The sequence below is a fragment of the Mangrovihabitans endophyticus genome (assembly GCF_014646155.1).
GTDB classification, from domain to species: Bacteria; Actinomycetota; Actinomycetes; order Mycobacteriales; family Micromonosporaceae; genus Actinoplanes; species Actinoplanes endophyticus.
The window spans coordinates 317,388-343,159 of record NZ_BMMX01000002.1; the positions used below are offsets into that span (position 1 = coordinate 317,388).

General features: G+C 68.1%; 25 protein-coding genes and 1 pseudogene. 10 read left to right on the plus strand and 16 right to left on the minus strand.

The window, feature by feature from the left end:
- Nucleotides 1-205: 205 nt before the first annotated feature.
- Both IEY73_RS05915 and IEY73_RS34325 read left to right on the plus strand, forming a co-directional pair.
- Entirely contained in the window at nucleotides 206-1,225 is a 1,020-nt protein-coding gene (locus tag IEY73_RS05915) for a serine hydrolase domain-containing protein (RefSeq protein ID WP_189078049.1), read from the plus strand.
- Between the two features lie 103 nt (nucleotides 1,226-1,328).
- Nucleotides 1,329-1,739 (plus strand): methyltransferase domain-containing protein, encoded by a 411-nt coding sequence (locus IEY73_RS34325; RefSeq protein WP_229715612.1) that lies wholly within the window; start codon nucleotides 1,329-1,331, stop codon nucleotides 1,737-1,739.
- A gap of 8 nt (nucleotides 1,740-1,747) precedes the next feature.
- Here the strand turns inward: IEY73_RS34325 and IEY73_RS34330 are convergent.
- The 7 genes and pseudogenes from IEY73_RS34330 to IEY73_RS05955 all read right to left on the minus strand — a co-directional run.
- Nucleotides 1,748-2,101 (minus strand): annotated as a pseudogene (locus tag IEY73_RS34330) (exonuclease domain-containing protein); the annotation flags it as partial.
- A complete protein-coding gene (locus IEY73_RS05925) occupies nucleotides 2,098-2,616 on the minus strand; it encodes a P-loop NTPase family protein (protein WP_189078051.1) in 519 nt (172 codons plus the stop codon). The pseudogene IEY73_RS34330 and the gene IEY73_RS05925, both read right to left, overlap by 4 nt.
- An 88-nt stretch (nucleotides 2,617-2,704) precedes the next feature.
- Nucleotides 2,705-3,379 carry a GNAT family N-acetyltransferase gene (locus IEY73_RS05930; protein ID WP_189078052.1) on the minus strand — a complete coding sequence of 225 codons (675 nt, stop codon included), beginning with the start codon at nucleotides 3,377-3,379 and terminating at the stop codon, nucleotides 2,705-2,707.
- Nucleotides 3,380-3,402: 23 nt separating this feature from the next.
- The gene (locus tag IEY73_RS05935) at nucleotides 3,403-4,218 is read right to left on the minus strand and encodes a phosphotransferase enzyme family protein (RefSeq protein WP_189078053.1); all 816 of its coding nucleotides are present in this window, start codon (nucleotides 4,216-4,218) and stop codon (nucleotides 3,403-3,405) included.
- Between the two features lie 295 nt (nucleotides 4,219-4,513).
- Entirely contained in the window at nucleotides 4,514-5,545 is a 1,032-nt protein-coding gene (locus IEY73_RS33385; protein ID WP_229715578.1) for an AAA family ATPase, read from the minus strand.
- A complete protein-coding gene (fxlM, locus tag IEY73_RS05950) occupies nucleotides 5,542-7,116 on the minus strand; it encodes a methyltransferase, FxLD system (protein ID WP_229715580.1) in 1,575 nt (524 codons plus the stop codon). Before fxlM ends, IEY73_RS33385 begins: the two co-directional genes overlap by 4 nt.
- Before the next feature lie 417 nt (nucleotides 7,117-7,533).
- The gene (locus tag IEY73_RS05955) at nucleotides 7,534-9,456 is read right to left on the minus strand and encodes an ABC transporter ATP-binding protein (protein WP_229715583.1); all 1,923 of its coding nucleotides are present in this window, start codon (nucleotides 9,454-9,456) and stop codon (nucleotides 7,534-7,536) included.
- A 1,806-nt stretch (nucleotides 9,457-11,262) separates the two neighbouring features.
- Here IEY73_RS05955 and IEY73_RS05960 point away from each other — a divergent pair.
- The 3 genes from IEY73_RS05960 to IEY73_RS05970 are packed head-to-tail and all read left to right on the plus strand — an operon-like array spanning nucleotide 11,263 to nucleotide 13,099.
- Nucleotides 11,263-11,601 (plus strand): helix-turn-helix domain-containing protein, encoded by a 339-nt coding sequence (locus tag IEY73_RS05960; RefSeq protein WP_189078054.1) that lies wholly within the window; start codon nucleotides 11,263-11,265, stop codon nucleotides 11,599-11,601.
- A gap of 14 nt (nucleotides 11,602-11,615) precedes the next feature.
- Entirely contained in the window at nucleotides 11,616-12,479 is an 864-nt protein-coding gene (locus IEY73_RS05965) for an ImmA/IrrE family metallo-endopeptidase (protein ID WP_189078055.1), read from the plus strand.
- Nucleotides 12,476-13,099 (plus strand): PIN domain-containing protein, encoded by a 624-nt coding sequence (locus IEY73_RS05970; protein ID WP_189078056.1) that lies wholly within the window; start codon nucleotides 12,476-12,478, stop codon nucleotides 13,097-13,099. Before IEY73_RS05965 ends, IEY73_RS05970 begins: the two co-directional genes overlap by 4 nt.
- Before the next feature lie 123 nt (nucleotides 13,100-13,222).
- On the opposite strand, the gene IEY73_RS05975 is transcribed toward IEY73_RS05970, so the two are convergent.
- The gene (locus tag IEY73_RS05975) at nucleotides 13,223-13,540 is read right to left on the minus strand and encodes a hypothetical protein (RefSeq protein WP_189078057.1); all 318 of its coding nucleotides are present in this window, start codon (nucleotides 13,538-13,540) and stop codon (nucleotides 13,223-13,225) included.
- Between the two features lies 1 nt (nucleotide 13,541).
- Between IEY73_RS05975 and IEY73_RS05980 the strand changes: the two genes are divergently transcribed.
- Nucleotides 13,542-14,042 (plus strand): hypothetical protein, encoded by a 501-nt coding sequence (locus tag IEY73_RS05980; protein ID WP_189078058.1) that lies wholly within the window; start codon nucleotides 13,542-13,544, stop codon nucleotides 14,040-14,042.
- Between the two features lie 95 nt (nucleotides 14,043-14,137).
- On the opposite strand, the gene IEY73_RS05985 is transcribed toward IEY73_RS05980, so the two are convergent.
- From IEY73_RS05985 to IEY73_RS06020, 8 genes are all read right to left on the minus strand, one after another.
- Entirely contained in the window at nucleotides 14,138-14,446 is a 309-nt protein-coding gene (locus tag IEY73_RS05985; RefSeq protein WP_189078059.1) for a MazG-like family protein, read from the minus strand.
- Nucleotides 14,447-14,528: 82 nt separating this feature from the next.
- On the minus strand, nucleotides 14,529-15,029 hold the full coding sequence (locus tag IEY73_RS05990) for a nucleoside/nucleotide kinase family protein (protein WP_189078060.1): 501 nt from the start codon (nucleotides 15,027-15,029) through the stop codon (nucleotides 14,529-14,531).
- On the minus strand, nucleotides 15,026-15,958 hold the full coding sequence (locus tag IEY73_RS05995; protein ID WP_189078061.1) for a nucleoside 2-deoxyribosyltransferase: 933 nt from the start codon (nucleotides 15,956-15,958) through the stop codon (nucleotides 15,026-15,028). The genes IEY73_RS05990 and IEY73_RS05995 overlap by 4 nt, the downstream gene beginning before the upstream one ends.
- A 10-nt stretch (nucleotides 15,959-15,968) precedes the next feature.
- A complete protein-coding gene (locus tag IEY73_RS06000) occupies nucleotides 15,969-16,760 on the minus strand; it encodes a carbohydrate kinase family protein (protein WP_189078062.1) in 792 nt (263 codons plus the stop codon).
- Between the two features lie 11 nt (nucleotides 16,761-16,771).
- Nucleotides 16,772-17,581: a hypothetical protein gene (locus tag IEY73_RS06005; protein ID WP_189078063.1), complete on the minus strand. Its 810-nt coding sequence runs from the start codon at nucleotides 17,579-17,581 to the stop codon at nucleotides 16,772-16,774.
- Nucleotides 17,578-18,300, minus strand: a complete 723-nt coding sequence (locus IEY73_RS06010; protein WP_189078064.1) for an aspartate racemase/maleate isomerase family protein — start codon at nucleotides 18,298-18,300, stop codon at nucleotides 17,578-17,580. The genes IEY73_RS06005 and IEY73_RS06010 overlap by 4 nt, the downstream gene beginning before the upstream one ends.
- Complete coding sequence (locus IEY73_RS06015) at nucleotides 18,290-19,801, minus strand: radical SAM protein (protein ID WP_189078065.1); 1,512 nt, start codon at nucleotides 19,799-19,801, stop codon at nucleotides 18,290-18,292. The genes IEY73_RS06010 and IEY73_RS06015 overlap by 11 nt, the downstream gene beginning before the upstream one ends.
- 534 nt (nucleotides 19,802-20,335) lie before the next feature.
- Entirely contained in the window at nucleotides 20,336-21,520 is a 1,185-nt protein-coding gene (locus IEY73_RS06020) for a serine hydrolase domain-containing protein (protein ID WP_189078066.1), read from the minus strand.
- A 112-nt stretch (nucleotides 21,521-21,632) separates the two neighbouring features.
- Here IEY73_RS06020 and IEY73_RS06025 point away from each other — a divergent pair, with 112 nt between their 5' ends.
- The 4 genes from IEY73_RS06025 (at nucleotide 21,633) to IEY73_RS06040 (ending at nucleotide 25,766) form a co-directional block, all read left to right on the plus strand.
- Nucleotides 21,633-22,178 (plus strand): hypothetical protein, encoded by a 546-nt coding sequence (locus IEY73_RS06025; RefSeq protein WP_189078067.1) that lies wholly within the window; start codon nucleotides 21,633-21,635, stop codon nucleotides 22,176-22,178.
- A complete protein-coding gene (locus tag IEY73_RS06030) occupies nucleotides 22,160-22,858 on the plus strand; it encodes an SEC-C domain-containing protein (protein ID WP_189078068.1) in 699 nt (232 codons plus the stop codon). Before IEY73_RS06025 ends, IEY73_RS06030 begins: the two co-directional genes overlap by 19 nt.
- A 65-nt stretch (nucleotides 22,859-22,923) precedes the next feature.
- Entirely contained in the window at nucleotides 22,924-24,450 is a 1,527-nt protein-coding gene (locus tag IEY73_RS06035) for a TIGR02677 family protein (RefSeq protein ID WP_229715585.1), read from the plus strand.
- Entirely contained in the window at nucleotides 24,447-25,766 is a 1,320-nt protein-coding gene (locus IEY73_RS06040) for a DUF2398 family protein (protein WP_189078069.1), read from the plus strand. The genes IEY73_RS06035 and IEY73_RS06040 overlap by 4 nt, the downstream gene beginning before the upstream one ends.
- Nucleotides 25,767-25,772 lie beyond the last annotated feature (6 nt).

Consider the following 25,772-nt stretch of genomic DNA (forward strand, 5'->3'; position numbering starts at 1 on the left):
CCAGAGCCGTTTTCTTTGACACTCCCGATGACAGTGCGTCCGATCGAGGACTGGTCTGTCTGTCCGAACAGAGTCATCGGTTCGTGGTGATGCTGTGGGTTGTCGGGTTTATGGAGTGCGTACCGGTGGTTGAACCGGGTCGGATCACGTAATTCGCTTGTGTCGGCTGTGGAGAGCAGGTGATGGTGGGTCCGCGGGAGGTTTGATGACGCTGGTGGATCTCAGTCCAGTCCTGGCCGACATTAATCGAAAATATGGGCGGCCTGGGTTGGTTGCGGGTGTCACCGATCGGCAGCGGTTATGGGCCGTCGGTGCTACCGGTGTCCGGCGGTTGGGCGATTCGACACCGGTCACCACATCCGACCCGTTCCACATCGGGTCGATCGTCAAGGTGATGACCGGACACGTGATCTTAATACTGGTGGAGCGAGGGCTGCTGGCGTGGACGACGACCGCCGGAGAGGTTCTTCCCGGCGCGTCGGCCATGCACCCGCAGATGCGCGTGGCCACGGTCGCCTCTTTGCTGTCGCACCGATCGGGCATGGCGGGATACTCGGAATCGATGGCGGTTTGGGAGCCGTTCGCCGGATGGAGCGGCACGCCGACCGAGCAGCGGGCGCGGTTCGCCGCTCATGTGCTTGCCGTTCCTCCTGCGGTGCCGCCCGGCGAGGGCTTGTATTCCAACGCCGCGTATACCGTGTTGGGGGCGATGGCCGAGCGGGTCGCCGGCTACCCTTGGGAGGATCTGCTCCGCTCAACCATCCTCTCCCCGCTGGGCATGGATTCGGCCGGGTTCGGCTGGCCGGTTTACGCCAGAACAGAGGCGCCGATCGGCCACCGTGAGGTCGGTGACGGGTTCGAGGTCGCAGAGCAGGAGCTGACCACGCCGCTGAGCCCGGTGCTGGCGTCGGTAGGTGACATGCACATGACCGTGGCCGACCTCGCGACGCTCGCCCGGGCAGAGCTGAACAGCCTGGCCGGTGAGCACACCGCGATCGGTTCGGTCCCAGCGATATACCACGGGATCGGCTATCCCCCACCGGTGGCGCAGGAATCCTCCTCAGCAGGCAGCGCCGGCACGTTCTACGCGCTCGAAGTGCTGCGCCCGGTCCAGCAACAGGGCATCGTCGTGATGGCCAACGCGGGCGACGACAACGCTCTCATCCGGGGCTCTGTGCTGGAAGCCCTGACCGAGTATCTGACCCGATCGCCCCGAAACGAATAACGCAACGGCGAGCCCGTACATCAACCTGGCCACTGACCACAACAGTAGTTGACTCAGCCGACCCGGCCCAACGGCGCACAAAAGTAGCCACGACCCGCTCGCAATGCGGCGTCACATCCAGCTCGGTGTCCGCTTTCTGGCGGAGCTGGCAGACGACGGCCACGCACTGGAGTTCGCCATCGGTACCGGAAGAGTCGCCATACCCCTGATCGAGCACGGCGTTCCGGTGGCCGGCATCGAGCTCTCCCAACCGATGGCCGACCAGCTCAACAGGAAGCGGACGGACATCCCCGTGGTGATCGGCGATATGGCGACGACCACCGTCGCGGGACAGTTCTCGCTCGTGTACGTCGTCTGGAACAGCATCAGCAACCTCCGCACCCAGCCCGAGCAGGTCGCCTGCTTCCGCAACGGCGTCCAGGGTGTAAGACGCCAGGCCGGGTCTGCACCGTTTGGCCAGAGCGAGGTGTCGAGCATCGGCGCGGCGGCGGCAGTCGGGCAGGCGTTCGCGTAGCGGCGCAGGATTCCGGTCTCGGTGCAGGCGTGATGGGCGACCAGCAGGTACGGCGGGTCGGTCAGCAGCGCGTCCAGGCTGGCGAGGACGGCGGGGGCGGCGGGCTGGCCGGCGAACATTCGCGCAGTGATCCCGGTCTGCCGGCTGTCCGCCTCGGTCAACGGGGCATGCGCGGGAGGCCGGATCAGCGCCTCGAACCGGCTGACACACTCCATACCTTCCCGGGTGGGGCGTACGACCACGGCGCCGACCTCGATCGGCTCGGCCGAGCTACCCGCAGGCGTGGTTCCCTCGAAGTCGATGACGACAAATCGTGTGGCGGCGAAGGCTGGATCGTCGAGGTAGCGGTGCAGGCCGGTCATGATGAACTCCGGCCGACGGCGCGGACCTGGGCCACGTACCGGGTGACGGCGCGGCGGCTGCGCAGATGCACGACCCTCGCCCGGGTGGCGTGCTCGCGCAGGCAAGCTTGGACTCGGGGCAGATGCCGGGCGCGGTACGTGGCCGCGTATGTCAGGACTTCGAGGGTGATCCGGTCGTACACCCCGTCGGCGTGCTGGCCGCCGCGGTAGCGCAGCCGCCGGGCGGCGATCCCGGTGAGGCAGACCAGTGGGTGCGGGTCGAGCACGATGATGGTGTCCGCGGCGGCAGCGCGCACCGGGAGGCTGGCCAGGCTGTTGCCGTCGGCGATCCACCGCGTGCCGGCCACGAGCTGGTGTTGTGCCGCGACGAAGTCCGGTTCGGCGATCACGTTCCAGTCGGAGTCGTAGCGCAGCTGGTCGAGGTGGGTAACCGGGAGATCAAGCAGGTCGCCCAGTGTGCGGGCCAAGACGGTCTTACCGGCGCCGCTGGCACCAAGAATCGCGATCCGCTGCATGCACATCACCTTTCGTTGTGCAGGACGGATGGGCTGCGCCGGCGACCATCGCCCATGGGGCGGACTCGCCGGGGTGTTTCCCGACGCGTCAACGGTGACCGTTTTCTAGGTAGGCGGTCACCCCGCTGGTGCGGGCGTCGAACGCGACGGCGATGCGGCGGGCGAGCAGTCCGGACAGGCGTTGCTCGGCCTGGGGCGGGTCGGACCAGGCCCAGATGTGTAGTTCCTCGCTGGACAGCCGGATCGAGCTGGTCTGTTCAGGGGTGAGGTGGCCGCCGTCGAACAGCAGCATGAGTCCTTCGGTGCGCCCGTCCCGGCCGTACCGCTCGAAGCTGCCGGCCTGTACCGCGCCGAGGCGTTCGAGCAGGCGCTGCGAGGCCAGGTTCGCCTGCTGAGTCGTGGCGATCAGCTCGTTGTCCTCGGTGTTGGCGAAGAACCAGTCGCGGACCAGCGCCACGGCCTCACCGGCCAGCCCTCGCCGCCAGAACGCGTGACGCAGATGGTAGGAGATCTCTAACGGCCCGCGTTTGCGGGCCACACTGCCGCTGCCGGCCACCACGCCCGCGGCCTGGTCGACGATCACGAACTGCCCCCACCGCGCTTCGCCAATCTTCCGGGCGGCATCGACCTCAGCGGCCACCTGATCCTTAGGGCCACCGAGATAGCGGCGCACCCGCGCGTCGGTGGCCATCTCCACCAGCGCATGCCCGTCGCCGGGCGCAGGAGCGCGCACCACGACACGCTCGCCGGTCAGGACCTCCAAGGGTGCACAGTGGTCATCGCTGATCACTTCCGCTCTGGTCGGCGCCGGGGTGGTGAGCTGGGGGTCAGCAGAGACGCACGCCGGCCGAGGATGAAGGCGGCAGCGCGTCGATATTCGGCGGCGAAGTCGTGCTCGCCGTGCTGCGCGTACGCCGGGTCGCTGGCGCGAACGCGCTGGTCGATGTCGGTGGCCATGCCGAGCAGCCGGATCGCGGCGTAGTCGATCAGCCGGGCCGGGTCCATGCCGAGGTCGTAGGAGGTGGTGAAGATGCGTAGCCGACGGGCGCGGTCGGGTTCGCTGGACCAGCCGAAACCTCCGAGGTCTTCGGTCGGGTGGAAGGGGACGAGCTGGTGGGCGAGATACGCCAAATCCCAGGCCCGATTGGACGGTCCGGCGAAGTCGAAATCGATGACCCCGACGACCTGATCGTCGTCGAAGAGCAGATTCCAGGGGGCGAGGTCGCCGTGGCCGATGCAGTCGATCTCGGCCGGCACAGTGACCTCTTGCTGGCTCCACTGCCCGGGATGTGGCGGGGTGAACCCGATCGTGGCATCGTGCAGTGCTCGTACGGTGCGGGCGGCGGAGCGCAGCGCTTTCTCGGAACGCACCGCGTCGGCGAGCGGCGGCGAGGCGCTGCTGCCCCGCAGGTAGGTCAAGGTCTCCCGTCCGTCGTCCGCGGCGAGGTCTAGTGGTCGCGGAGCGCGGTCGAATCCCTGGCTGGCGATGTGCTCGAGGAGGGCATGGATATTCCTCGCGCCGGGACCGGTGAGTCGGGTGACAGTATCGCCGTCGCGGATCGGGGCAGCGAATCGGCCACCGGCCAGAGCTTCGTCGGGCATGGGAACTCCTGCGGGTGAAGTCGGGTGTGCAGGTCGTGTGCCGCGGCTACGAGGGGCGGGTCATGGATTCGCGGGTCCCGGAGCAGGAGCTGACGGTGGCGGCTAAAACCGTTGCGCAGGTCGAGGGCGACCGCGCTGCCGCCGGAGTGCGCGGTCACATAGGTCATCTGCCGGGCGAGAGCGCTGATCGCATACGCCGACCAGAACTGGCGCTCGTCGGCTCTACCAGCCTGGACACGGCTACGGGCCGGCTGCGACGCCTGCCCGAGAGGGGCCGCAGCCGGCCTGACGCCGGTCATGGCGAGTCGACCGGTTCCCCGGCCGGCGACGGGCCGAGTCGGGCGACGACTTTCGCCGCGACCTCGGCCATAACGGCGCGGGGGTCGAAGCCGAGGCTGGCGGCGGCGACTAAGGCGGTGACCGCGACGTCACCGAGCTCGTCGGCCACGTCCTGCCGGTCGTGGGTTACGCCTTTGCGGGGGTTCTGGCCGACGGTGCCGATCCACGCGGCGGCGGCTTCGCCGGCCTCTTCGACGATCTTCAGGATCCGCAGACCCAGTTCCGGCTCTGCCGTGCCGTTGTGCTTGTCCAACCACGCCCGGGACGCCGCGATCGCTGCCCAGATCCCCGCCTCCTCGCGACCGTTGTCCTGGCCGGCAGCCTCCTGAGGCGGGTCCGTGGGGTCGACGGGTGTCGCACCGCCGGACTCCCTTCCCGATCCGGCGGCGTCGGCGTGGAGGCGTTTCTCGGCGCAGCGTCGACACATCCTTGGGCAGGGGGTCAGTGCTGCGGCCTCGGCGAGGCCACTGCCGTGCAGGACCGCCGCCACGCTATCCTCGACGGTGGAATCCTGCGCGATCCGCTGCTCCCCGTCGACGCCCAGCAGGTTGTCTGCGGCGAACCAGGACGCCATCGTCTCCGCGCTGATGTGGGCCATGCCGGGGCGGCCAGCGTGCCGGCGCACCGTCTCGTCGAACGACACGTCCATCCAGAACACCGCCGACCGTCCGGGATGCTCGGCGATCAGCTCCCGCAAGAGTGCTCCGTACTGGCCGGTATGCAGAATCCCTTCCAGCACGACGTGATAGCCCGACCCCAGAGCCGCGCGCGCCATCGTGGTGATGAACCCCGGCGCCACCGTCGGGGTGCTGTTGGTGCCGTGCTCACGCAGCACCACCCGGCGTAGGTAGTCCTGCTCGATCAGGGCGCAGCCCCGGCCGTAGCGGCGGCGGACCGCGGCTGCGATGGTCGACTTCCCGGAGCCGGAGTTCCCGCGAATGATCACCAGTGTCGGCGCCTGCGCGGGCGCATGGTCGATGGTCGTCATTGCTCTTGGCCGGGCCAAGTGATCACGATGGTGGTGTGCCGGCGTGGCACCAGCAGCCGTAATCTGCCGCTGTCGGGCAGCCGGGTGCCGGTCGGGTACACGGTGATCCGAGGCCCGGCCCCGGCGCGATGCTGCTCGTGCCAGACCGTCAGCAGATCGATCAGCTCCGCGGCCAGGGTGTCCGCGGCGGGTCCGTAGCCGTGGGTGCCGAACTGCCAGGTCTCGGCGTTCTGCCTGCGCAGGGTGAGGTAGGCGAAGCTGTCGTCGGTCAGCAGGGTGGGGCAGAAGAACCGGTCTTGCGGGTCCAGCAGGCCGGCGGTCTTCTCCCGGTCGACGGTGAGGATCCCGTACGGGCGGGGCTGGCTGGCCAGCCACAGGTGCACCGACTCGAACGCGCTGCCGTCATCGAGCGCGGCCGTCACCGGCGACCACCGCAGCACCCCCGGCGGGTCGAGCGCGGCCCGCAATGCGTCCCCATCGACCTGAGTGGTGGGGTCATCCAGCACCAGGACGGCGTCGTCGCCGCGCAACGGGATCCGGCGTGCCGGGTCCCGGCCGTAGCCCTGCATCGACACGAACCCGCACTGCAACGCCGCCCCCGCGACCAGGTGATCGCCGTCGAGCCGCAGCGTGAGGCAGCGGGTGTGCCCGCGCATCCGCAACGGGATCACCAGCACACCATCAGCAGCCACCTGCCCGATCCACGCCGGTGGTACGTCGCTGGTCTCGACCGTCACGATCACCGCGTCATACGGGCCGCCCTCGGCATAGCCGTGCTCGCCATCCGCGCGGATCGCCTGGACCTGCGGGTAGCCGGCCCGGGCCAACCCGGTCCGGGCGTTGGCAACGACCTGCGCGTCAATGTCAACAGTGACCACCATCCCGGCCGGGCCGACCACCTCAGCCAACAGGGCCGCGTTGTAGCCACCCGAGCCGATCTCGAGCACCCGCGATCCTGGCTTCAGCGCGGCGGCCTCGATCATGTACGCCTGAAGCCAGGGAGCGGAGATCGAGCTGGTCGTCTTTCCGTCCGGGCCGCGCCGGGTGACCACCGTGTCGTCGGCATAGGCCGCCTCGATGCTGGTGCCCTCCGGGGCGAACAAATGCCGCGGCACGGCGGCGAACGCCGCGGCCACCGCAGGCTGGGTGATCCATCCTCGGGCGGTGAGCTGGTCGATCAGCTGCTGTCGGGCCAATTCGGGAGTGCGATCCTGCACGTTGGGGCTGGTGGACACGGGCACCTCTTTCAACAAGACAGATACGAGGTTGAGTAGCCGCCGGACCGCGGCCAGCGCCCGCCCCGGTGGCGACCGCATAGCGGCCAGCCGGGTGCTGAGCAAGCGGCGCAGTTCGCCGACATCGGTGATGTCGCTGATGTGCAGCTGGCGGCAGATCCCGGCCCGGCGGTGCCGATCGCCGCGGGCGTGGTACTTCGCGGCCATCTGGATCAGCATGAGCAGCGTGGCCGGATCGTGCGGATCGAAGCCGGACGCGTCGTCCGGCGGGCAGGTGGCCAGCAGGTCCAGCAGGCCCAGCCCACTGTGGGGCAGACGCGTCCGTTCGGTCAGCACCCGCCCGCCTGCCGGGACGGCCGCACCACAGGTACACGTCGATCAGGACCGGCAGACCGGCGAGCTCCACCGCCACGGCGAGATAGCCTCCGCCGGCCGGCGCGTTCCGCGGCTTCGGCCTGCGGTACAGCTCGACACCCGGCAAACCCAGTCCGCCGACCGGATCGGCGAGCAGAACCGGCGGGATCGGCGAATCGAGCACGACGATCAGATCCACGTCGCTGAACGCGTCACTGCCACCGACCGCGAGCGACCCGACCACCACCGTGCCCGCCACGCGCCGATCCGCGCCCAGCACGGCAGTGGCCTCGGCCAGCCACGCGTCTCGGGCGGCCCTGACCCAAGCCATCTGCATGGCCGGATCGACGACGCGTGGTGGTGGATCGCCGGTAGCGGTGCCGACATTCAGGGGTTGACTCACTTCGTTTCACCGGTCGTCGTGGCGACCGACTGGTAGCCGGCTGCCTGCAAAGCGAATAGGGCCGCGTAGCGGCCGTCGGCGGTGACGAGTTCGGCGTGGGTGCCTTGTTCCTCGAGGCGGCCGTCGTGCATCACGTAGATCCGGTCGGCGTGGATGACGTTGGCGAGCCGGTGGGTGATCAGGATGGTGGTCCGGGTGCCTTGCCGGCTGCGGATCGACTGGAAGAGGGCATCTTCGGCGCGCGGGTCGAGTGCGGACGAGGGCTCGTCCATGATGAGCAGGTCGGCGTCGCGGTAGAAGCCGCGGCCAGCGGTCAGGCGCTGCCACTGACCGCCGGATAGGTCTTGTCCGTTGACGAACGTGCGATCGAGCAGGGTCTCGTACCCGTGCGGCAGCCGCTGGATCATCTGGTCGGCGGCTGCCTGTCTGGCCGCGCCCTTGATGCGATCGAGGCTGGCCGGTTCGGCCAGGTCGCCCATGGCGATGTTGGTGGCGGCCGTGTACGGCCAGCGATGGTGTTCTTGAAGGACGACGGAGATCCGGGCCCGAACAGCGTCAGCGTCCCAGTCCTCCAGTGGCTGGTCGTTCCACTCGATCGCCCCGGAAGTAGGGGTGCGCAGAGCGGCGATCATCGCGGCGAGGGTCGACTTTCCGGAGCCGTTCTCGCCGACGAACGCCACCGTCTGCCCGGCCTCGATGCGCAGGCTGACCTTGTCGACGGCGCACTCCTCGCGGTCGGGATAGCGCAGGCTGACGCCCCGTACGGTGATCGATTGCAACGGTGGCGGTGCCGGCCGGTCGACGGCCTCGGCCGGCGGGAGGTAGGCGGTGGCCCGGTGCAGGAAGCCCAGGTACTCCTTGAGGAACTGGCCCTGAGTGAACACCCGGTCGAGTTGGAACGTCACCGCGGCCAGGGCATGCTGGGCCGCCTGGACGGCGACGACGCAGGTCACTGAAGCCGACAGCGGGATCTGACCGCGGTCGAGCAGCACGGCGAGCAGGACCCACACACCGCCCAAACCAATCCCGCTGATGGTGGCGCCGATACTGGTCGTGGTGGTGACCTTGCGGGCCAGATTCAGATCGACGTTGGTCTGAGCGCTCATGACCCGGTCGTATTGGCCGAGTAGAAAGCCGCGCAGGCCGTAGCTGCGCGATTCCGGCGCCGAGTGCCGTTCGGCCATCTGGCGTTGCAAGACCCAGAGTCGGCGGCGGCGGACAGAGCCGGCCACGAACTCTTCGTAGCGTAGGTGCCCGGCCCGCAGCGCCGCGTAGAAATTAGGCACGGTCGCAACGATCAGGGCAGTCAGTAGCAGCGGGTTAATCACGATAACCGCCACGGTGACCGCGAGCAGATTCACCATCCCCGCGAATACATTCGCGGACTCCTGCACGAGGGTGGCGGCGGCCTCGGGGCCGCGGGTGGCGCGTTCCATGTCGTCGGCGAACGCGTCCTGGTCGAACGCGGCCAGCTCGACCCGGGTCGTCGTCTCGAACAGCCGGCGCTCGGCCTGCTGGACCACGCGCGGGGTAAGCCCGTTCTGCGCGTAGCCCATGACGATCGAGAGGCCGCCGCGGACGGCGGTCACGCTCGCGAGCAGGATCAGGGCGGGCAAGGCGGCTCTCACCCGGTCAGGGGTGGGCCCGGCGGCGAATAGTTCCACGAGCAGCCGTTGCGTGGACAGCAGTCCGAAGGTCGACATCACCCCGGCGAGCAACGTGGTGACCAGCACGACGATGGTGCGGGTGCGGTCGGCCCGCCAGCTGATCGCGGCCGCTTCCCGCACGAGCGCAGGTAGTTCGGCGAATACGCCGAAGATGCCGGTCTCGGCCCGCTTGCGGATCCCGACCTCCCAGTCGGCGGCCCGCAGCTCGGGCAGTACGGACTCGACCTGCCCGGCCGTCATCTGCTGGGGCATCGTGCTGCGGGTCGTCTGGTCTGTTGGTGCGCTCATCCGCCTCAACTCCCTCGTCCGAAGAACCGGATCACCTACTCGTCTCGCACCGGGCCGCCGCGCTGCGCTGATCCGGGGCTCGCCGTGGTGGCGGTGCTATCCCACCGCCGCGCGAAGACCGAGCGCGATCCGCCGCGCGTGCCGAGTCGCCGGGTCGGGCTGTTTCTGTCGCCCAGGCGAAGGACGCGCCCGTATCCCCGCCGACCGCCGCGACCCATCGATACAGAGTTGGTCGATGGCCCGTCCGGGTGTACCTGTTGGGAGCGTGAACCGGCGGGCACGTTGTCCGCCGCACACCGTGTCGGGCCAGGCACGTTCTCGGCACATCCAGGCTCGGGGGCGCCGGTCCATGGCGGCGCGTGGCGGCCTACTCTGTGAAGAGGGGGCGTTGGTGACTGGCGAATTGCTGCGCGAGCAGATCCGTCGGACGGTCGCCGGGATTAGCCCGGCCGACCCCATCGAAGTCGGCGAGCAGGCCTCCGTGCTGGCCTGGATCGACAGCGGCGCACCGCTGTTCCGGGACACGGCTCCATCCCGCCCAGGCATCTGGCCGTGTATTTCGCGGTACTGGATCCCGTGCGCCGTAGCGTTCTTCAGGTCGACCACCGTAAGGCGCAGGCGTGGGTGCTCGCAGCTCGCCATTGCGAGCGGTCCGAAAGGCGCTCGCGGAAATGAGAAGCTGCTTGAAGCGGTTCCCGCCGTAAGTATCGGCTCGCGCCCAAATTGAAGCGGAACGCCAGCTCTTCTGATCGCTCCGTTCGCCGTTGTCGAGCGTAGTCACACCGAGGCAACCATGCGTTAATTGACATGAAGCTATTGTGATGATCGTTATCGCCGTCGGCCGCGTGAGCGAGTTTCGCTTTAGGTGATGCCCTCGAGGCGACCACATGGGTAATGGAACGAATCTTTAAATTCCTAGCTTCACGAGTCCACGGTGGGTCGCCGGTAGATCCCGCTGACCCATCAACTCGTGATGAGCTGGCCGCGGCGGAAGTCGGCCGGAAAGGACGAGCGCGCCGCAGGCCCGGTCACGATTCCCGGGCCCGCGGTCTCACGCCGGGCTTTGGTAAAAATTGGTGCCAAACATCTGCCTGCGGCAGGCTTTCACCTCGATGGGCAGCGCCCGGACTGCCCGCTCCTGTGCCGAATTTGCCGGCACTGCAGCTCACCCACTTCCACCCAATGCACTGGCTCGGCTAGGTGTCGGCCTGGCCCCGACCGAAGCGCGGGTGGCCCAGTTGCTGCTCGCCTTCGACGTGCCGATCTTCCAGGGCCTGAACGCAAGGGTGGTCGCCGCCGTCCACGACGACGACAACTTTGGGTGAGTTCCGCCGCCAGCTGTATGCGACGTACGGTGAACTGCCCGCCGTCCCGCCGCGGGAACGCATCGCCTACCTGCGCGACCGTGAGGACGCGAGTCGCTTTCCTCCGCTGATGTGGCGACGGCGGACAGCCTGCGGGGAATGGTCGTCCTCGCCGGAGGTGACCGGGAGACGCAGCTGCGGGCCGCCATCGAGCAGGGCATGGGGTACTTTGCGCGGGAGTTTGTGTTCGCGTTGCAGACCGGACGCCGACCGTAGACCGGAACCCCTGCCCCGTCCGGGCGCCGAGGGGGAACTTGTCCTTCGACGTCCCTTTTGTGCTCGTTTTCGTCGTGGCCGTCGCGCCAGCGCAACGGTGAATGGCTGTCGGCTCAGTGGCGCGGGTCGACCCGATCACGTAGACTGAATCACAACATCAGATCATGATTCAACGTTCGGGGCGACGATCATGACCAGCATCAACGTCGGCACACTGATAGAGAAAGCGCGGACGGCCGCCAGCCTGAGTCAGCGGGCACTCGCTGACGCGACTGGCATCTCGCAACCCACGCTGTCGCGCATCATTTCCGGAGATCGGGTGGCGAAACTTCCGGAGATCGTTGCGATCTCCTGGGCGACGGGGTGCACGGTGGCCCAGCTGACCGGGGCCAGCACGGTGGCTGAGCGCGCGCAGTGTGCGGCCCGGGCGACCAACGGCTCGGGCATGGAAGAGATGCGCGACGCGCTGCTGCACTTCCTCGAGTTGGATGACTACTTAGACGAGCAGGCCATCCCGGCCAGGATCTGACGGCGGTGACTACTGTGAACGCCGAGGTTGAAGGGCGTGCAGCAGCCGAGAAGTTCCGGGATGAGTATCGGCTCGGCTGGCAGCCGCTGGGTGATCTCGTCGCCTTGATCGAGCAGTCGGCCGGCATTGATGTGGCTGTCCTCGACGTGGGACCCGATGAACATGGTTTGACGATGCGGGATCCGCGGCGCGACGCCGTGTTCATCGGTGTCGCCCGCACGCGGCATCCGATGCGGCAGCGCAGCACGCTAGCTCACGAACTCGCTCACGTCGTTTTCGGTGACTGGGCGGACAACACCACCTGCGACTGGAGCGCGCCGTCGCCGCCGGAGAGCCGCGCTACCGCATTCGCCCGGCATCTGCTGGTGCCGGCCGAAGGGCTTAAGGCTTTCCTGGACGGCGTCGGCAAGGTGAAACTGCCGACGCTGTCGGCGGTTGTTCAGCGGTTCCTGGTGTCCCCGAAGATCGCTGCTATCGCTCTGGAGCAGGCGGGCTACATCGATGCCGACACCAAAGGCGAGTGGTGGTCCGTGACGGCTCCCCAGCTTGCTGTCCGTTTCGGCTGGGGAGACCAGTACCGTGCGCTTCAAGCCGACAGCGACCAGCGGCGGGCGCCCCAGCGTCTTCTGGCCCGCGCCGTTCAGGGCTACACCGAAGGGGTCGTCTCTGCTCAGACGATCGCCACGTTGCGGGGCATCACTGCTGACCAAGCGGCGGCGGAACTACGCGAAGCCGGTGTCTTTCCTGCCCAGCAGCCCGTCGCTTGGGCGGATCCCGGCGAGCTACCTGACGTTGCCGTGGATCTCAACGCTTTGGACGACCTGCTCGGCACGGCAAACGACGTGCTCGCCACCGCACCGGAGCCGGATGCGGGATGACCCAGCGACCGATCATCGATGCCGGCCCCGGCCTAAACTTCCTGTCGATCAATCAGGAGCGGCTCCTTATCGGCACGCTGGGCAAGCTCAGCGCGCCTGCAACGGTAGGTGACGAGGTCCTGCGCAAGGCCGCCCAGGACCCGCGTTTTCAGCCTGCCGAGACGGCATGGAAGAAGCTGACGCCGAACTGGATCCAGATCCTTCCCGACGATGTCACCCCAGACTTGTCCCGTGTCGTGAACCGGCTCACCCAGCAGCCCATGGCCGAACGCTTGAAGCACCCCAAAGATCTCGGCGAGACCATGGTGATCGCCCACGCCGTCGTGGCCGCAGAGGCCGGCGCCCACGTGGTCGTGCTGATCGACGACGGACTAGGGGCACGAACGGCAACTGGTGAGATCCGCCGTCTGCAGCGGCTGCGGGACGGCGGCCGGGCTGTGGGCTCGATCGGCTTGTTCAGCACGCTCAGCGTCCTGGAGAAGGCGGCAGCAACGATCTACATCCCGGATCGGGCCAAGATGCGCGACATCTACCAGCGCCTGCGTGGCCTCGATGACGGCCTGCCGCCCATTGAAAAGACCTCGCTGCTGTCCACTACGCGCTGGTCGAGTAGGTCGTGACCTTGCCGCTGGCCTCGACCCGATGAAGGGCGAACGCGGCGAAGACTTCCCACCTTTGGAAACGGGCCCCGTGCTCGCTCCCGGCCGCCGCGATGAGGCTTACGCCACCATGACAGTCTGGGCTCAGCCGGACAGATACTCCAGAACAGCGGCTTGGGCTGCGTTGTGGATACGGCGTGCGTACACCGGTCCGACGCCGTGAACCTTGCGGAAGGTGCTCTCTTCGGCGAGCAACACGTCGCCGATGGTCTGCAGGTCGAGCTGCGCGATCGTTTTGCGCTGGAAGTCCGTGAGGTCGAGTCGTGTAGCCCGTGCGTTGAGTCGCGCCCGGAGTGCCGCGTTCGCGTCGCCCTGATCGACCGTTCCCAGGTCATGGCCCTTGATTTCGTCGAACGCTCTCTTCGTTTGGAGCGTTCCCGGGGAAGCCCCGCAGCAAGGCATCGTGCTGGAGCGCGGCGATAGGCGCGCCAAGGTGCTCGTCGAGTGGGAGGGCGGCAGGCGGCAGAAGGTGGCGCCAAACGACCAGGCGATCAAATTCGCGCGGGCCGGTACTCGCCGGCTGCAGTGGCTGCTAGACCCCACGCTGTTGGCCAAGCAGTTCGCCGACGACGCCTCATCTGTGTTCGTCAACACGATCCGCGAGCACGGTACGACCATCCATACCGTGTCATTGAAGGAGACGCTCGTTGATCTCGGACTACCGAAGGTGGATGTAGACCAGGCGTTCAACCGATCCAAGCCCGGCTTGAAGAACAACCAACACGTGATCGTTGAGGGGACCGCGCACACGTGGAGTGACGCTCCAGTCGATCCACATGCCGAGTTGCGCAGCCTGTCTCCTCGTTCGGCGCTTGCCCAACTGCTGAAGCCGAACGCTCGGTGGAGCAGGGAGCAGGAGGCTGCGCTCGCGGACGCTATCCGAGCTGGCCTTCCGCCGGAGTAGCGTTCCTTCTGTCGGGCGCGCACTTGTACCCCACCGCGACGCAGACGTTGGTCTGGTGACTTTCTTTCGATCGGGACGCCGCTGGCTGCCCCCGTTCAGGTGGGGTCCACCTTTACGAGCGTTCCCGACGCTTCGTCTTTCACGTAGGTGCGGTTGGCGTTCTTCGCGAGCTTGTTCTCGACCGCTCCTTGTAGATCTACGCCGATCATTTCGGCGAGGGACATGACGTAGATCGCGATGTCCGCGAGTTCTTCACCGAGGTTCTCGCGGGCGCGGCGCCACGCGTCGAATGCCTCAGCTACCTCTCCTTGCAGCAGGCAGAACTCTAGGGGAACTTCGCTCGTGTTGAACCCCTTCGCGAGCTTGTTTTCCCAGGTCAGCTTCTGGGCAGACCTGATCTCCAAGACGGGCCTCCGGGTCTCGACGGGCTGCGGGCCGGGGCAGCCTATCGAGTTGGCGCGATCTCGGTAACCCGTCGTCGGCGTTTCATGCGGCCTCGTCCGGGTGAACGGTGCTACACGGCATGACGGTGGCGATGGTGGTGACGGCACGGAACAGCTGCTCATAGCGCTCGCAGATCAGGGCGATCTCGTTGACGTCGGGTGGATCTTTCTCACCGCGTGCTGCCAGGCGTCGTCTGATTTCGGCGGGTGGCGCTGTGACGTGGACGAAGATCCCGTTGCGGTCGACAACTCGGCGGACGAGGGTCGCCATGTGCCGGTAGGTGAGTCGGGAGGTGCCGCGGTAGATCGGCCCGTAGACGAGCTCGCTGAGGAAGCAGCGGTCGAAGACCAGTCGCCCGTCGCGGTCGAGTTGGCGGCTGTAGGTGGTGAGAAGGTCCGTGCCCGGGGGTGTGAGCGCTGAGTGGATGAGTGTGGCGTTGAGTTGCTGGGCGACGGCTTGGGCGAGGGTGGTCTTGCCCGCGCCGTCGCAGCCTTCGAAGACGATGGTGTCGTAGGCGGTTGCCCATTGCAGGCCGTCGATCATCGGCTGCCGGCGGGGTGGTCGAGCGGGTGGAGTCGATCGTCCACGGCGTACTGGATCATGATGTTGCGCCAGTTGGGTTCTCGGCCGTGGGCGAAGGTCCAGACGGTGTTCGGGCAGTAGGCGAGCACGCGGCCTCCGGCGGCGAGTGTGGCGCCGACTAGGACGGCGGCGCCTGGTGGAGCTTCCGGACCGCTCAGGTCGACGATGAGGGTGTGGCTGCTTATGGCGCTCGCCCAGTCGGCTTGGGCGCTCTGCAGGGGATTTGTGGCTCCGCGCCGTTGGGCGTCACGTCGCTGAGCAGTGCTGGCATGCTGGCGCACGAGAGCCGCCCACTCGACGGAGGATCCGTACGGTGACGGCTCGACGAATACGGTGTCGGCGGATATTGGCGTGGCCGTTGCCGTCGGGCCGTCACGTTCGCTGAGCTCGAGGAGCCGAGTGACGGCTTGGTCGATGCCGTCGCGGATTTGGATGGTGTTGCGGGCGGCGAAGCGACGGAATCGGTCGGGGTGGTCGTTGGCTTGGCCGAGCCGGTGGGCGCGGACGATGTCGGTGGCGACGGTCTCGATCAGCGGGTCGGCGAAGGCGAGCTCGATGCCGTTCTCGGAGAGCCCGTACGTCTGGAAGTCGGTGGTGAAGACGACGATGGGGACGCCGAGTACGGCGGCGTAGCCGATCTCCATGCAGACGCCGTCGTCGAGGCTGGGTCCGTGCAGGATGGCGAGCATGCCGCTGAGGCGGGCGAGTCGTTGTCGGTCGAGGTCGAACAGGCGGCGTCCTTTGACGTGGGCGACGAGGTCTTCTTCGTCGGTGTCGCAGAAGGGCAGGAAGACCTTGTCGGGGTCGGTGCGTTCGGCGAGCGCGGTGGCGGCCAGGGCGCCGAGGTGGCGGTCGTGTGCTGCGAACAGCCGGTGGGCGATGTAGAACATGGGCGTGCTCCTACGGGGGTTGGGGGTGCAGGGTGATCCCGAGGTTGGCGACGCGGCTGGTTGCCGCTTGGGCGGCGTGGTGCAGGGCCAGCTCTTCTGGTACGCCGTTGAGCACTCGCGCGAGGAACGTGCCGGTGAAGGTGTCGCCTGCACCGGTGACCTCGAGTGCTGGGGATGGTTGGACGGTGGCGCGGGCGGCCAGTCGGCCTCGTCGGTAGAGGGAGGCCGGGCGAGGCCCGTCGGTCACGGTCACGGTGCGGAGGCCTTCGAGGTTCACGAGGTGGGCGAGCGTCGCGTGTTCGCTGACGTCCGTGAAGACGATTCGTGCATGGGGTAGGAACGGTGCCGCGGCAGCGATCATCCGGCCGGCGCTGGCGGTGATGAAGTCGACGCTGAAGTCCTGTTCGCGCCCGGCGAGGGCGGCGAGGACCGGTGCGGGGTCGAGAGGTCGCCGGCAGCAGACGTGCACGTGCTCGAAGCCATTCAGGTACTCAAGAGCATGAGCGGTGAGGTGTTCGGCCGCCCCGTAGGATGCCTCGACGCTGGTCAGCGTGCCCTGCTGGTCGTAGGTCAGGTGGAAGCGGCAGGACGGCTGATCGACGGTAGCGATTCTGGAGAGATCGAGCCGGGCCGGCTCCGGTCTTTGCAGTTCGTTGGCGAGGTCGTGACCGATAACGGAGACGGGTGCGGAGGTCACTGCGGCACGGGCGGCGGCGAGGGCGACGTAGAGGGCGGCGCCGCCGAGCAGGTGGTGCTGGTGCTCGGGGTGCCCGGCTGTGTCGCGGGAGATGTTGCCGACCACCCCGAGCCTGGTCATCCCAGCGCCATGGCGTCGCTGTGCGCGCAGTCCAGGACGTCGTTGCAGAACGGCCGTTGACGGCAGACTCTGGGGTGGGGCTGGTTGAGGTATCGGCGTTTGAAGTAGATCAGTACCAGGTGCAGCCACCACGACGGCGTCGCGCGGGCAGGAAACGCGACCGCGTGCTGCTCGTACGTCAGATGCGTGTAGTAGTCGCTGTTCGCGAGGAGAGCCGCTTCAAGGTGCAGGCGCATTTGCTCGTGCGCGATCGCTCCGGACGACAGGCTCATACCGAGGGCGGGCGCCAGCCGGGTGATCATGCCGGAGTCGACAGGGATGATGCCGCAGTAGTAGCCGCGTGCGTATAGCAGGGAGCATTGCCCGACTTTGTAGGACGCATGGGCGACCTGGTCGGCGAAGTCCGCGATGACGACGGTGGGGTCGGCCTCCAGCAGATAGTCGCTGTCGCGGTTGTCGAGGAATGCGGTCAAAGACCGCAGGTAGCTGATTCGCGCGGCGGGTAGGCCGAGCGGTTGGATGATCTTCGCGAGCTCGTCGTCGGGCATTTCCTTCAGCGCGTCGAAGCCGATCCCGGCCGACGTTGCTACTACGTCGGCATAGGTATTGATCATGTTGTAGGAGATTCGGGTGCTCCAGCCGGCGATCAGCATGCGCATCCGGAAGTCGGTGATCCAGGCTGGCCACCATCGGTTGTCGTCGTGGTTCGCTTCGACGTCGGCTCTGATGTTGTCCTGGGCGGCGGCCAGGGCTACCAGGCGGTTAAGCCGCGAATGGAATGGGTCATCGGCTTCTGATGGTTTCATCGTGCCTCCACGGCTCGGGCGAGACGTACGGCGTTGTAGGCAAGAGCCAGATTCGATGAAACCACGGGTATACCGAGTTCATGTTGGAGCAACACGGTTGCTTCAATGGTCGGCCACGCGGTGCAGGAAAGCACCAGCGCGTCGGCGCGTCGGCGTTGTTGCGCATCGATGCGGTAAACCAGGTCTGCTATTTGATGCGGTGTTACGCCGGTGAAGTCGTCCAGGAGCCCGAGATTGAGGCTCGCGTGGTCGAGGACGGTGAAGCCGGCTTCCTGAAGCCGGGCCGCTTGGATTTGCGTGTGCCGGATCGGATACGGCGTGGCGAGGATAACCGTTGACGCCTGCACATCGCGGAGCACGTTCTGCAACGCTTCGAAGGCGTCCAGCACCGCGGTATGCCGGTACGCCTCCGGTTTGAGGAAGCCGGTAGAGGTGCAGGCAACCAGGGCTCCGGCCAATGTCAAGCGGGCGAACTGCCCGAGGGTCTCGGGCACTGCGGCGGCGATCTCGGCGAGGAAGTTGTCCGCGTCGCGGTATCGGCGTGCCGGGACCAGGCGGGCGTGGTGAAAGACCAGCCGATCCAAACCCAGCCGCGGCAGTTCAGTTTCCACGACGGTGTTACCCCACGGCACGAGGACCCCGACGTGGGCTGTTTCCCGCAGCTGTGAATGGCTGTCCCCCAGCAGTGCCAAGGTGTCGACAGCGGCGTCAGCCGGCATCGCGGACTCCGTAGACGAAGCGGGCCGCGTGTTCGGTGACGGTCAGGTCGGCGGGGGTGTAGTGCGGTACGACGGTGTCGCGTTCGACGACCTGAATCGGGTAGGAGCCGAGACGTCGGAACCAGGTGCCGCGGCTGGTCACAAAGAACGAATGCAGGCCACGGAGCCGTAGTCCAACGGGGTAGACCCGCTGCTTCATCGGCTGGTCCCAGACACCGTCGACGTCTGCCTTCCAGGTGGCGAAATGTTCCTGCGATGGTGGTGGGGTCGTCCTTGTCATGGTCGCCAGTGGTGTGCCGGGATAGGCACGGGCCTGCCGAACGTTGGTGCGATGGCACATCACTCCGGCGGTCAGCAGGTCGTCGAGGCCCCGGAGGTTGGCCAGGTGGGTGCGGTGAGTTTCGCCGGGTAGCCCGTAGATGATGTTGATTCCGGGCAGCAGCGCGGGCAGGCCGGCGGGGCCGCGCTGGTTGCCGACGGCGTTGATGTTGTCGATCGCGCGCCGCAAAATCTGCGGTGTGCAGGTGAGCGCGTTCCTCTCGATCACGGTCGGGTCGAAGGACTCCATGCCCATGGGTGCGCAGTTGCCTTCGGTGCAGTAGGCGGCCACGAGCGCCGCGATGCGGGCACCGGCCGGCGAGGCTACCGCGAGAGGGTCGGCGTTGTCGATGTGCAGGACCTCAATGGCCGGGCACGCCTCGCGGATCCCTGCGAGGAGGCGTTCGATGGTCGCGATGTCGCGGTTCCAGGCGGAGAAGAAGCACGTCTGCTGCCCGAGCCGGAAGTGGCGGACACCAGCGGCATAGAGTTGCCCGATCTCCTCCAGAACGTCGTCGAGGTCTCGGAAGGCGACGGCGGACGACTTGACCGGCTCGTTGCAGAAGCTGCAGTACCGGCGGCGCGTGCAGCCGCGGTAGAGCTCGATTTCGCCGACCGGCTCCCAGCCGAGCTGACCGATCAGGTCGGTGAACGAATCGCGGTCGGAGCGCAGTTGCGCGTATTCGGCGCCGGCACGGCTGCCTAACGCTATGTTTCTCGAGGTGATGGTGTGCGTGTGGAGCGCGTCGAAGAGCCCGGCGTAGGTAGCGGTGTTCGCCAAGACGTGGTTGGCCATGGGTCCGAGGAGCACGCGGCGGCCTCGTACACCGGCCAGGATACGGACGATCTCGTCGATCGAGCCGTTGTGGGCGTGCAGGTGTACCGATGGGACCGCGTCGCCGGCCACGATGACCACCGTGCTCGCATCTTGGAGAAGCTTGATGGCGTTACCGCGGTTGGATGTCGCCGAGTACGTGAGCGGGTCGGACTGGGGCGGAGCTACCAGTGGCTCACCACCGTTGAGCTCCCACCGAACGTCATCGATGGTCAGGTAGTGAACTTCAGATCCCGGGCTGCGGCTCAGGGCGGACCATGCCTGACGTACGTATGCCGAGAGGTAGGGCGGGACGCCCAAGCCACTGGGCTCAACCGTGTAGCAGTCCAGGATGACCGCAGTGTCCACGCGACAGCCTTCCGCGGAGGAGGTCGCGCCACGGACGATCGTCGGCTCGCCCTGCGCCACCCACGTGAGAAGACAACTCAGAGTCATATCACCATGACTCAAAAGTGCCCTAACGTGGAAGAGGCGCGGAGGATAAATCTGTGTCGATCTATTGAGGTATGGGGTGCCGTGATCGGGCACCGTAAGGGTTACCCGAGCGCCGACCAGAACGGCCTGCACGGCCAGTCTGGCCAGAGCAATGTGGTGGCGGAACTCGTCACCTACGGGTTCGCACGCAGGTTCCGTCGAAGTACGCTGACGCCCGTGGTCTCGGTGCGGACCAGATACTGAAGACGCGCCCACAGGCCCACCACGGAGCGAAAGGCCCCGACACCGGCGAGCGACGCGTAATAGGGACCCATGGTCGGGCCGGCTACACCACCGGTGGGATGCACAGCCTTGTGTAGCCAGCCGGGGCCGAAGACTGCTCATCGCCCAGGATTCGCCGCCAGCTCGTCCCGTGGTCGTCTACCCGATGATGATCTCCCTCGCCATCTAGCCGATCTGGGCGACGGCCCGGGGCTCGTCGGGGCCGTAGTTGCACAGGTCGACCGATACGTAGCCCTCGTCCGGATACCAGGCGAAGACCGCGGACCAGCCGTTGGAACTGCCGCCGCTGTGCCCGATGAACCAGTGCCCGTCGACCATCGTGGCCAACGGCGCGTAGCAGTGGTACTGGTACAGCGCCGGTTTCCCGGCTGGCGGTACCGGTACCGGTACCGGGTACTTCGAGGTCGTCGCCAGCCAGGTGTGCTGGGCGTCGAGGAGTTTCGCACCGTTCAGCGCACCGACGAAGGCCACCATGTCGGCTACGGTGGAGTAGGCGTCCCCCGCGCCCGTACCCATGGAGATCCCGTCCTTGAGGCGGTCGACGCGCGGGCCGCCGCTGCGCGGATCCTGCGCGGCGTACGGGTGGGCGATCCTGCGGCTGTCGCGACACTGGTCGCGGGTGTAGAAGTCGCTGCTCGCCATGCCGGCCGGCCGGAACACGTGCTGGCGGACGTAGTCGTAGTACGTCTGCCCGGAGACGGCCGCGACGACGAATTGCAGCACGATGAAGCCGACGTTGCTGTACAGGTACGCCGAGCCGGGCGTGAAGTTCAGCGGGGCCGCGCGGACGAGTGCCAGCAGGCCGTCGGACTCCTGTGCCTCGCTGGTCCAGCTCTTCATGATCGGTTGGTTGGCTTCGGTGTAGATGTCGCCTAGGCCCGAGGTGTGGGTGAGCAGGTGATGAATGGTGACGTTGTCGGCTATCTCGGCGGCGAATCCGTCCAGATAGCCGCCGAGCTTCTCGTGGTAGCCGATCTTGCTCTGCTGGACGAGCTGGCCGATGGCCATGCCGGTGAACACCTTGGTGATCGAACCGAGCCCGAAGACGGTGTCCGGCGTGATCGGCAGTGACCGGCTCGTGTCCGCCATGCCGTAGCTGCGGGCCAGTACGGGGTGGCCGTCGTGCAGGAGCAGGTAGTTGCCGGAGTAGGAGTAGGCGGCTGCCAATGTGCGATCAGCTGGTCCAGCGCGCCGCCGGGCCGCAAGGTCCGAGGGGACCGGCTTGCCGGATGCCGTGTCCCCGGCTTGGGCCGAAGGGATGCCGGCCGTAGCGAGCAGTCCGCCGGCGGCGACCGTGCCCGCGCCGAGCATGCCGAGCATCGTGCGCCGCGAGGTTCGAGGAGTGTTCATGGCGGCAAGCCTGCTGCCCGTGTCGCGCTGCTGGCCTCTGTCGCACGACGGATCCGGAACACGACTCGCGACAGACGCGCCTGGCGACCTGGGCCCGTAGGCTCGGACGGTCATGAACGAGGCGATCCGCGACTGGACCCCCACCGCGGCTCTCCTCGGCGCAGCGCTGCTGATCGGGCAGGCGCCCCACCAGGGCGCGCCGTGGTGGGCTTCGGCGTTCGTCTCCGCCGCCGCGGTGGGCCTGCGCAATGGGTTCCCGGTCGCGATGCTCGGCATCAGCACCCTGTGCACAGCGGCTCATCTCCTCACCGGCGCACCCGTCGGCATCGTCGACTGCGGTCTGCTCATCTGTCTGTACGCGGTGGACGTCCGTCGGCCGCGACCGGTGTCGGCCCTCACCCTCCCCGTGCTGCTGCTGGCCTTGGCTGGCTGGAGCGGGGTGTACGTGCTGCGGGGGCACCTCGTCCCAGGGCTGCCCGTGCTCGCCTTCGAGGTCGGGCACGCGCCCGCGGCGCGGCCGGAGCTCGGCGTGCGGCCGAGCGACGCGGCGCGCTGGAGCGGCCCGGTGGTGCTCGGCTCGTTGTTCGTCGCCGCCCGCATTCACTCGCCGACCTGCATCTGCAGGCAGGCGACACCGAGATGGCGTACGCGGAACTGAATGCCGTAGCGAAAGATCCCGCCCTGGGCGAACGGCAGTGCGAACTCGCCGCGGAACTTCTCGCCGCTCATGGCAACCTCGGTCAGGCCGCCCGCTGGTACGACCGCGCCGCCGCCCACCTCACCGAGGAGCAACTCGACGCACTGCGCCGCCGTGACCAGTTGCTCACCATCGGCACCACCATCATGCTGCGCAACCGGCAGCGCGTACGCCAGCAGCTCGGCCACCCGCCCGACCTGCTCGACACCCGCGTCCCCCCACTGCAAGACCCGGAGAAGCCCACCACGTCCGAGGACGTTCTCGACTTCGTGAACTCCGGCTTCGTCCCCCGGCAGACCCGTATGCTCACCTTCCAACGCGACCAGCGCCGACTCGCCCAGCAACAATGGCCCGGCGTCTACGAGCAACCGGAAGACGAGTACTACGACGCCGCCGAACACCGGTGGCGCGAGGTACGCGACAGCGGAGTCCCGTCGATCACCGTCGTCGCCGCCCAGGTCGACGCCCTCATCGAGTTCGCACGTCAGCATGGCGGATCACCGACGGACGCAAACACCAAACGGCGATACTGCGAGACCGCACCCGATCACCTGACCATCAACTGGCCGCCGGAACGCAACGCCGCCTGCTGGTGCGGCTCCGGACGCAAATACAAGAAATGCTGCGGCCGGCCTCAGTAGACCTCGTCGTCCGAAGCGGGTGACCCGACGGATGGTACGGCGTCGCGGTCGATACAGTCGGCACGGTGACCACCGGAACCGCTCCTCCGTCGTTTGGCCTGGACGACTTCGGGCTCGACGACCGGATGCGGCTGTTCGGATACGTCACCGCCGACAACCGGCTCGCCTACCTGTGGGTGCTGCGGGCCTTCGACGCCGCCCGGTCCGGCTATCAGGTCGTGCTGCACACCGCCGAGGTCGGCGCCACCCTGGCCACGCTGGCCGGAACCCACCCCGGGTGTCCCGACCCGGCGACGCTGGAGCTGCCCCGGCTGCTGGATGCCCTGGTCGACTGGGGTGTGCTCGACCGTGGCCAGGACGGAGCCCGGGCGGCGACGCTTTCTGAATACCGCAACCGGCACTCGGTCTACCAGTTCACGGAGGCCGGCTACCGTGCCCACCGGGCCGTGGAGAGCGTGCTCGCCGCCGGGTTGGAGGACAGCAGCCTGTCCCGGCTGGTCTTCGCTGACCTGCTGGCCGATCTCAAAGCCTTGGCCGCCGCCAACGCCGCGGGCGACGGCGAGGAGGTCTTCCGCAAGCTCAACCGCCTCGACCGGGCCCTGGCCGATGTTGCCGAGCGGGCGGCGCGGTTCTATCACATGCTCGGGGACCTGAGCCGCACCCATGACGTACGCCCCGAGGTGTTCCTGTCGCACAAGGACGCTCTGCTGGCCCACCTGCGTGACTTTCACGACGAGCTGCAGCGTTACACCCCGCGGCTGCGGGAGGCGGTCGAGGAGGCCGAGGCGACCGGGCTGGAACGCATGATCGAGGCGGCGGCGGAGGCCGACGACCGGCTCTTCGCGACTCCGGCGGAGCGGCTGGCGGACTGGCACCGCCGCTGGACCGGCCTGCGATCCTGGCTGGCGCCGCCCGGCGCGGACACCCCCAGCGAGGCCGAGCGGCTGTCCGGGGCGACGATGACGGCGGTCAGCGACGTGCTGGCCCTGCTGCGCCGGGTCACCGAGTCGCGGCGCGGCGGGGTGAGCCGCGAGTCGCAGCTACGGCACCTGGCGGCCTGGTTCACGCAGGCGGGCTCCGAGGACGCGGCGCACGCCCTGTTCGACGTGGTGTTCGGGCTGGGTGCGCCGCGGCACGCCGGGGTTGCGCACGCCGATCCGGAAGCGATCCCGACGCGGTTGTCCTGGTGGGAGGCGCCGGCGGTCGAGCTGTCGCGCACGCTGGTCCAGTCCGGCCGGATGCCCGGGCAGGGCAACGGGCGCCCGGCCCGGATCGACCGCAGCGACGTCGCGCGGCGGGTCCTGCGGGAGCGGCAGGTCGCCGAGGAGAAGCGGCAGGCGGCCGCCGCGGAGGGGCTCGTGCACACGACCGCGCCGCTGACCGAGCCGCAGGCGGCGGTGCTGCGGCGGCTGCTGGACCTCGCCCTCGCGGCGCGGGCCGCCGGGCGCCGGGACGCGCCGGTCGCCGCGGCCGCCTTCGGGGTCAAGCTCACCCTGACACCACGCCCGGGGCGCTTCACGACGGTGGTCACCGAGTCCGGGCGGCTGCACCTCGACGGGTACGACCTCGCGCTGACCCAGGGGCGCGGATGAGGTTCGCGGCCGACGTGCCGGATCTGGAGCTGGCCGACTATCAGCGGGCGGTCCGCCTGGTCCTGCGGCATCCCCTGATCACGGCGAGCTGGCCCGACGAGCGAGCGCTGCCGCGCGTCCGCCGGTTCGCGGCCACGCTGCGCCAGGATCTGGCCGAGGCGTTCGGCTATCGGCTGGAGTCGCACGGCCGGGTCGTCCGGTTGATCCGTACGGCCGACGGGCTCGACCCGCAGCGCCCGGCGGTCTCGCGTACCGGTAAGGCTTTCGACCGGCAGCGGTACGCCTATCTGGCGCTCGCGCTGGCGGCGCTGGGCCGCGCCGGGGTGCAGACGACCCTGAGCGAGCTGGCGGACGCCGTGGCCGGGGACGCCAATCGGATCGCCGGGCTGGGGCTCGACGCGGATCGGGGCGCGGACCGGCGAGCGTTCGTGGACGCGGTCGCCTGGCTGGAGGAGCGCGGCGTGCTGCGGGTGGCGGACGGCTCGAGCGCCGGCTGGGCCAGCGACCCTCGCGCGGGCGAGGCTCTGTACGACGTCGAGCGCGACGCCGTCCTCGCGCTGTTTCGCCCGCCTCGGGTGCTGCAGCAGCTCGACTCGGTGACCTCACTGCTGGAACGCTCGTTCGTCAGTAGCGGCAACGCGGAGCGCCGGTCGGCGGCGCAGGCGGCCCGCCGGGCGGTGGTGGAACGGCCGGTCGTCTATTACGACGACGTGCCCGGCGACCTCGTCAATCACCTGCGCGGTCAGGCGCTGCCGGCCGACCTGCACCGCCTGACCGGGCTGCGGCTGGAACGGCGGGCCGAGGGCGTCCTGCTGGTCGACACCGTCGGCTGGTCGGCGGAGCGTTTCCCCGGTACGGGTTCCGTCGCGCAGGCCGCGGTCCTGCTCGCGGTCGAGATCGCCGAGCGGGTGAGCGACCCCGACGGGCGCAGAGCTCGCCGGATGCCCGCGCCGGACCCGCGCGACGCCCAGGACCGGCTGACCGTCCAGGTGGATCTCGGCCTGCCCGCCGCGATCCCGCTCGCCGAGACCGACGAGCCGGAGACCGAGCCGCAGCGAGATGTCCTGGAGGAACGCCGGCTTCCGTTGATCACCGACAGCTTTCTGCGTGACGCCACTTCCGAGATCCTGCAGCGGTACGGGTCAGCCTTCGGCGCCGCGTGGCACGCCGACCCCGACCGGCTGCGTAGCGAGGCGACCGCGCTGCTGGCCCGCTTCGGCGCCGTGACCGTCGTGCCCGGCGGCGTGCTCGCTCGCCCCCTGATCGGCCGCTATCGCGCCACTGTCGCCCAGGTCAAGCAACGACCACTCTTCTGAGGAACC